This window comes from Faecalibacterium sp. An192, assembly GCF_002160175.1.
Lineage (GTDB): Bacteria > Bacillota > Clostridia > Oscillospirales > Ruminococcaceae > Faecalibacterium.
In genome coordinates, this window is record NZ_NFKB01000028.1 from 40,344 (window position 1) to 47,104 (window position 6,761).

Sequence of the window (6,761 nt, forward strand, 5' to 3'; positions counted from 1 at the left end):
TCACTTGCCGCCCGCTTTCGGGACGGGCGGTTTGTACCCGGCAGCCTTGGCCCGTTCGCTGGCGGCCTTTCGGCGCTCGGCGCTGTACGGCTCCCGCACCGACACGCAGCGTTTGGGCACCGTAAAGGTCTGGCGATCCTTTTTCACGATCTGGTCCGGGTATTTCTCCGCCAGCCGCCGCAGCTTTTCCAGCAGGCGCGGGTCATGGGAGTAGACCTCGGCGGTGGCCTCGGCCTGGTTGTAGAGGATAATGGATTCCTGTTCATACAAACTCAGTTTCATTTACCGCCGCCTTTCTGCCGGTCAAATTCCAGCTTGAAGTTGACGTACTGGCCGGTATCTTCCAGTACCACGGTAGCGTCATAGGTCTTGCCGCTTTTCTCGGAGTACAGCCCGGTCACATGGGCGCGGCCATCTTTCAGCAGCGCCGCCACAATGGCCTTGGTGGGCTGCTTGCGCTTCGCTGCCCACCAGTTGTTGTTCTTCCAGATCGCAAATTTGCAAGATTGGTCCTGGCAGAAGAAGCCCTTTTGCGTTTCTGCAATTTCACCACCGCAGCGGGGGCATTTGCCCACCACCTCGCGGGGCGGGGCAAATAGATACTCGCTGCCCTTGATGACCTGATAGGTCCCCACCAGCTCCTTCAGCATGGCGGTGATTTCGGCCATGAAGTCCTCCGGGGCCAGCTCACCGCGCTCGATCTCACCCAGCCGGTACTCCCACTCAGCGGTCAGCAGTGGGGATTGCAGCTGCTCCGGCAGGACGGTAATCAGGGAAATGGCGTCGTGGGACGGCAAAAGCTGCACGGTTTTCTTGCTCTTTTTGCGTTCCAGGAAGCCGGTGGACACCAATTTCTCTAAAATCCCGGCGCGGGTGGCGGGGGTGCCCAGCCCCTTACGTTCGGCGTCCTCCGGCATATCGTCCTTTCCGGCAGTTTCCATCGCAGAAAGCAGCGTGTCCTCGGTGAAGTGCTTGGGCGGGGTGGTCTTGCCCTCCTTGACGGCAGCACCGGCGACCGGCAGCTCCTGGCCCTCGGTCAGTTCCGGCAGGGCTTTGTCCTCGGCCTCTTTGTCCGGCTCCACATTTTTCATGCTGGCCCGGTAGGCGGCGTCCAGCGCCCGCCAGCCGGATTGCTTTACCATGCGGCCCTTGGCGGTAAACCCCGCACCGGCGCACTCTACCGTGACAGAAGTTTCATCATAGATATAGGGCGGGGCCACCGCACACAGCAGCCGCAGCGCCACCAGCTCCAGAATGGCCCGTTCGCCCACCGGCAAAGCCGACAGGTCCGCTTCCCGGATGTTGCGGGTAGGAATCACGGCATGGTGGTCGGTCACTTTCTTGTCGTTGATGACCGCCGCCGCATCGCAGGAAATGGCGATGCCTTTGCGGAACGGCATGGCGTTGGCGACCAGATTCACCAGCACCGGCAGGCCCTCGGCCATATCGGAGGTCAGGTAGCGGCTGTCCGTCCGGGGATAGGTGCAGAGCTTCTTTTCATAGAGGTTTTGCAGATAGTCCAGCGTCTGCTGCGCCGTGAACCCCAGCAGGCGGTTGGCGTCCCGCTGGAGGGTGGTGAGGTCATAGAGGGCGGGTGGCTTCTCGGATTTGTCCCTGCGATCCACCTGTTTAACCGTCACTGTGCTGCCCTGGCAGGCAGTTTTCAGCTGTTCGGCATCGGTTTTTTTGTCCATGCGGGCGCTGGCAGCGGTCAAACCGGGCAGGTCCAGCGCCACGGTATAGAATGGCACCGGCTTGAAGGCGTCGATTTCAGCCTCCCGCTGGACGATGAGAGCCAGCGTCGGGGACATGACCCGCCCAATGTTGAGGGTTCGGTGGTACAGCACCGAAAACAGCCGGGTGGCGTTGATGCCCACCAGCCAGTCGGCCTTGGCCCGGCAGAGGGCCGCCTGGTGCAACCCGTCATAGTCCGCGCCGGGGCGCAGGTGTGCAAAGCCCTCCCAGATGGCGGAATCCTCCATGCTGGAGATCCACAGCCGTTTCATGGGCTTTTGACAGCCCGCCAGGCAGTAGACCGTTCGGAAAATCAGCTCGCCCTCGCGCCCGGCGTCGCAGGCGTTGACTACCTCGGTCACGTCCTCCCGCCGCAGCAGGGTGCGCAGTACGTCAAACTGATCCCGCTTGTCCTTGGCGATGATGAAGCGCCAGGACTCCGGCAAAATGGGCAGGTCATCATAGCGCCACTTGGCGTAGTCGGGGTTATAGGTGGCGGCGTCTGCCAGCCCGGCCAGGTGCCCCAGGCACCAGCTCACCAGCCAACCGCCGCCCTCCAGGTAGCCGTCTTTGCGGGTAGTGGCCCCCAAAACGGCGGCCAGGGATTTTGCCACCGAGGGCTTTTCGGCAATTACCAATTTCATTTTTGCTTCCTCCTTTCGCGCAGCCACGCAGTCAGCTCTTTGTGGCAGAAGCCCACGCAGGGCTGGCCGGGGCGGTAGGTTCCGCAGCCATAACAGGGGTGGCCGGGAGATAAAGAGGGAGGACGGGAAGCTGCCTTCCCGCCCTCCGGCCTGCGCGTCATCATGGATTCATAGGGGCTGTCGGTGAACCGGGTCATTGGGCCGGGTTCTCGCTTTCTTCATCGCCGCCCCCGCCGGCGTCCTCCGGCTCATCGGATTCCTCCGTCTCCCAGGGGTCCTCGTCCTCCTGTTCGGTATCGTCCTCGCCGTAGTCGTAATCATCCAGATTGTCGCTGCCCTTGGTCTTGGGCTTCTGCTTGATGAATTTGAAGTAGACCAGCGCACCGATGCCGCCCAGCACAGCCAGTACCACCAGCAGCATCGCCGGGTTCAGCCCCGCCGGTTCCTGTTCCGGCTCCGGCTCTGTTTCCGGGGCGGGCGTAGGTTCCGGCTCCTGGCCCGTACACTCCGCCATGTTCACGGCACAGACCGGGCAGGCCGTGTTCACCGCACCGGCGGCGCACTTTTCCGTGCAGTTGCAGACAGCGGGCGTTTCCTCCGCCGTCTCGCCGTCCTCCATCAGCGCCTCCAGGTCAGCCTCGTCCACCTGGTTCAAGAAGTGGACGGCGGTCTCCTTGTCCTCGTTGGCGCGGTCAATGAGGATGTAAAAATAGTTACCCGCCTTGGTGGTGACGGTGATGAGCTGCTTGTTGCCGCCAAAGTCATCCACCAGGGCGGCGTTGCCCTCCGGGGTCAGGGCGGGGCTGTCCTCGGTTTCCTCCACCACCACGTTGCTGTCGTTGGTGGCGTCCGCCGCCGGTGTGGCCGTGGGCGCAGGGTCAGTGCCCTGGGCAAAGGCGGTCACAGAGAAGCCGCCCATCAGCATCAGGCAGGTGCAAAGGGCGGCAAAGGTTCTGAAAATCTTTTTATTCTTCATGGGTCATTTCCTCCTGTTCGGGATTGGCAGAACCCACCGCCCGGCCGGGCACCATGCCGCCAGACAGCATGGCGGACAGCTGGGCCGGGGTCATACGCAGGGCGCGGACCATCTGGACGATCTCCAGGTTCTCCGCCTCGGTTTTCTGCGCTTCCAGGTCTTTCAGCTTTTCCTGCTGTTCCGCGATCTTCTCGCGGGTTTTGGCGATCTCCTGGTCGATGCGCTCGATTTTGTTTTTAGCCATAGTCAAATCACTCCTATTCTTCATAAAAATTTGTCACCAGTTCATCAAGCCGTAGCCCTTGATGCACTCGTAGGTCAGGGAATAACTCTTGATTTTGCAGGCGTCGCCGGAATTACCCTCTACGGTGTAAACCCGGCTGCCGTCGGTGCCCACTACGATGCCCACATGGTCGGCGCTGCCATCCAAGTCCCAATCGAAGAAGATAGCGTCGCCTGGGGCGATGTTGGCGTAATCCCGCCCGCCCCATTGTCCGTGCGACTGGAACCAGGGGATGCCCTGGGACTGGCAGGCGGCAAAGCGCGGCTCGGAAAGGCCCATCTGGCCGTAACACCAGGACACGAAGCAAGCGCACCACTCCACGCGGGAATTAAAGCCGTACCAGCTCCAATAGGGCTGGCCGCCCACGTTGCCCACCTGGCTTTTGGCGATGTCCACCACCGCCTGATTGCCGGGCCGGGTGCCGTTGACAAACTCCACACCGGCCAAACTCTCGGAATCGCTGGTGTCGGCGGACCCGCCGCCGAAGATCAGGGGCTTGTTGCCCAGCGTCTGCCGGTACACCTGGTACATTTCCAGCTGATCCGGCGTCAGCAGCTCCAACGCCACGGAGGAGATGGGCTTGCTGGTGAGGGTCACATTTAAGATGTAGTAGTTGTAGGGCACTTCCACGTCATACTCGTTGCCCTCGCTGTCTGTCCGGGTCTCGGTGCGGTAGCGCACCTCCACTTCCTCGGTCAGCGTCAGCTGGTATTGGGCCGCGAAAATGCGTTCCAGCTCCGCCTGGGCGCTTGCCCGCGTGTAGCCTTGCAGCACAGCGGACAGGTAGGCCGCCAGCTCGTGGGGGTCGTGGCCGATCATATCCAGGTCATAGCGGTACTCGTCATAGCCGGGGTGGCTGCTCTCGATGTTGTCGATCTCGGCTTGCAGCGCGGCCTCCTTGGCGGCGTAGTTGGCCTCCACCGCCACCAGCTCCGGGTCATCCGATGGGTAGGTGGTGCCGGAGATCATCGAACCGATGCTCTGCGCCATCATGGAGCAGGAGGACATGGTGTTGAGCAGCAAGCAGACGATTAAAAATAGGCCCAGGGCGATGCCAAAGCCCTTTTTATGGCGCATCACATAGGCCCCGGCCTGCTGGGCTTTCTCCTTGACCGTCTTGGCCGCTTTGCCGGTCTTTTGGGCGGCACCGGCGGCGCTCCCGCCGGACTGTGCGGCCCGTTTGGCGGCGGCGTACTGCTTCTTGATCTGCTGTTTCTGCTGCCAGCGGGACAGCGGGTTGCTGGCTGCCGCAGGGTTTTCATAGACAGACTTCTGGAACAGCGCCTCGATGTTGGCCTTTTCCAGCTTCCGCTCGGCCTGGGCGGCCTTGCGGTAAGGTTTCAGTTTGTGGCTGCGGTAGCCCTCCCTCGCCAGATGCACGCCGGTCTCTACGGCTTCCTCAGACTTGTGGGCGCTTTCCACGCCCACGTTACCGTCCTCGGTCTTGCGGATCTCCTGGTGGAGCTTGCCCGCCACTGCGTTGCCCGGCGCGTCCCGCACTGTATGGGACAGTTTGGAGGGCGGCCGGGGCTTATCCTCCAGCACCAGCTTGGTCGTGACCTTGCCGGTCTTGGGGTCCACCTCGGCCCGTTTGACCTGCTTTTTCGGGATTTTTGCCTGCGCCTTGTCCGCTTTGACGGCGGCCTTCTCCGCCTTGCGGATGGGCTTTTCCAGCGCCGGGTCCGCCCGTTCTTCCTCCGTGAAGCGCAGGCGCGGTTCCTTAATCAAACCATTCCCCCAGCATGAGGGAGGCCGCCATGCTGGAAAGCTCCGCATAGGCCGCCAGCCCCAGCGGACCCACGAAGCGGCACTCGGTCAGGCAGGCGTAGAGCTGGGCCACTACGTCGGCCAAAATCTGGACCTCGGTGCCCTCCAGCACAGTCTCACCGGCCTGCCCGCGCTGGACCTTGGCGGCGCACAGAATCTCCACCAGCCGCAGCAGGCCGGTCTCGCCGGTCTCGGTCAGTTCAGCGGCCTGATCCGCCGCCGTGCGGCACTCGGAAACGGCGTCCGCCATCGCCGTCAGGAGCGCGGTGCGCTGGGTTTCCAGCGCCCGGTCCAGAAACATCATGTGGTCGTTATGCAGAATTTCGGGTTTCATCGTCCATCAGCCTCCTTCATTTCCTGGGGTTTGGTCGTCATAATGCGATACAGTTCGGTGTTTTTCGGGAAGTGATCCACAAAGGGCAGAATCGTGGAGCCGTAGAACAGCAGCCCCTCGCCCTCGCCGGAGTGGGTCACATAGGACAGCTGGTGCGGGGAAATGCCCAGCTGCCGGGCCAAAATCTGCCGGTCGCCGCCCGCCTGGTTGAGCATATACACGAAGTCGGAGTTTTCAAAGATGTTCTCCACCTCGCGGGAAGAAAGCAGGTCCTTCACGTTCTGGGTGATCCCGGTCGGGATGCCGCCCCACTTTCTGAACCGCTTCCAAATCTCCACCGTATAGGCGGCGGTCTGTTCCTCTTTGAGCAGCAGGTGCATCTCGTCGATGTAGTAGCGGGTGGACTTACGGGCCGCCCGGTTGATGGTGACGCGGTTCCACACCTGGTCCTGCACCACCAGCATCCCGATCTTTTTCAGCTGCTTGCCCAGCTCCTTGATGTCATAGCAAACAATGCGGTTGTTGATGTCCACGTTGCTGCGGTGGTTGAACACGTTGAGGGAGCCGGTGACGTAGATTTCCAGCGCCGTGGCGATGTACTGCGCCTCTTTCTCATCCTGCGCCCGCAGCAGGTCGTATAAATCCTCCAGAATGGGCATATTCTCCGGGCGCGGATCGTTGAGGTAGTCCTGATAGACCAGCCGCACACAGCGGTCAATGATGGTTTTCTGTACCGGCTGTAATCCGTCCTTTCCGCCCACGATCAGCTCGCACAGCGACAAGATGAAGTCGCTCTTCAGCGACAGCGGGCTTTCATCGTCCGAATAGTCCAGGTTCAGGTCCATCGGGTTGATGTAGTTGGTGGAGGTGGGCGAGATTTTGATGACCTGCCCGTGCAGGCGCTCCACCAGCGGCGCGTAATCGGCTGGGTCGGCGGTGTTACCACCGCTTTCCCGCCTAAGAACCGTACGTGACAGATTTCCCGTCATACGGCTCAAGCATTTCATCACTTTTTCAAGCGGC

General features: G+C 61.6%; 7 protein-coding genes and 1 pseudogene. All 8 read right to left on the reverse strand.

The genetic code is table 11. The features are described 5' to 3' along the window. Nucleotides 1-282, reverse strand: coding sequence for an immunoglobulin (locus B5F27_RS09635; RefSeq protein ID WP_087366955.1), 282 nt, complete (start codon nt 280-282; stop codon nt 1-3). Continuing rightward, nucleotides 279-2,378: a type IA DNA topoisomerase gene (locus B5F27_RS09640; protein WP_087366958.1), complete on the reverse strand. Its 2,100-nt coding sequence runs from the start codon at nt 2,376-2,378 to the stop codon at nt 279-281. Before B5F27_RS09640 ends, B5F27_RS09635 begins: the two co-directional genes overlap by 4 nt. After that, on the reverse strand, nt 2,375-2,575 hold the full coding sequence (locus tag B5F27_RS17240; protein ID WP_087366962.1) for a hypothetical protein: 201 nt from the start codon (nt 2,573-2,575) through the stop codon (nt 2,375-2,377). The genes B5F27_RS09640 and B5F27_RS17240 overlap by 4 nt, the downstream gene beginning before the upstream one ends. After that, nucleotides 2,572-3,354 (reverse strand): DUF4366 domain-containing protein, encoded by a 783-nt coding sequence (locus B5F27_RS09650; RefSeq protein ID WP_087366965.1) that lies wholly within the window; start codon nt 3,352-3,354, stop codon nt 2,572-2,574. The genes B5F27_RS17240 and B5F27_RS09650 overlap by 4 nt, the downstream gene beginning before the upstream one ends. Beyond that, complete coding sequence (locus B5F27_RS09655) at nt 3,344-3,598, reverse strand: DUF4315 family protein (RefSeq protein ID WP_002576345.1); 255 nt, start codon at nt 3,596-3,598, stop codon at nt 3,344-3,346. The genes B5F27_RS09650 and B5F27_RS09655 overlap by 11 nt, the downstream gene beginning before the upstream one ends. A 33-nt stretch (nt 3,599-3,631) precedes the next feature. After that, nucleotides 3,632-5,365 carry a CHAP domain-containing protein gene (locus tag B5F27_RS09660; RefSeq protein ID WP_002576346.1) on the reverse strand — a complete coding sequence of 578 codons (1,734 nt, stop codon included), beginning with the start codon at nt 5,363-5,365 and terminating at the stop codon, nt 3,632-3,634. Then, entirely contained in the window at nt 5,358-5,738 is a 381-nt protein-coding gene (locus B5F27_RS09665) for a DUF3851 domain-containing protein (RefSeq protein ID WP_002576347.1), read from the reverse strand. The genes B5F27_RS09660 and B5F27_RS09665 overlap by 8 nt, the downstream gene beginning before the upstream one ends. Next, nucleotides 5,735-6,761 (reverse strand): annotated as a pseudogene (locus tag B5F27_RS09670) (conjugal transfer protein TraE); the annotation flags it as partial. The gene B5F27_RS09665 and the pseudogene B5F27_RS09670, both read right to left, overlap by 4 nt.

Excerpts from the sequence above, each read along its gene's own strand:
- B5F27_RS09635 (WP_087366955.1), bottom strand. The coding sequence starts at position 282 with ATGAAACTGAGTTTGTATGAACAGGAATCCATTATCCTCTACAACCAG.
- B5F27_RS09640 (WP_087366958.1), bottom strand. The coding sequence starts at position 2,378 with ATGAAATTGGTAATTGCCGAAAAGCCCTCGGTGGCAAAATCCCTGGCC.
- B5F27_RS17240 (WP_087366962.1), bottom strand. The coding sequence starts at position 2,575 with ATGACCCGGTTCACCGACAGCCCCTATGAATCCATGATGACGCGCAGG.
- B5F27_RS09650 (WP_087366965.1), bottom strand. The coding sequence starts at position 3,354 with ATGAAGAATAAAAAGATTTTCAGAACCTTTGCCGCCCTTTGCACCTGC.
- B5F27_RS09655 (WP_002576345.1), bottom strand. The coding sequence starts at position 3,598 with ATGGCTAAAAACAAAATCGAGCGCATCGACCAGGAGATCGCCAAAACC.
- B5F27_RS09665 (WP_002576347.1), bottom strand. The coding sequence starts at position 5,738 with ATGAAACCCGAAATTCTGCATAACGACCACATGATGTTTCTGGACCGG.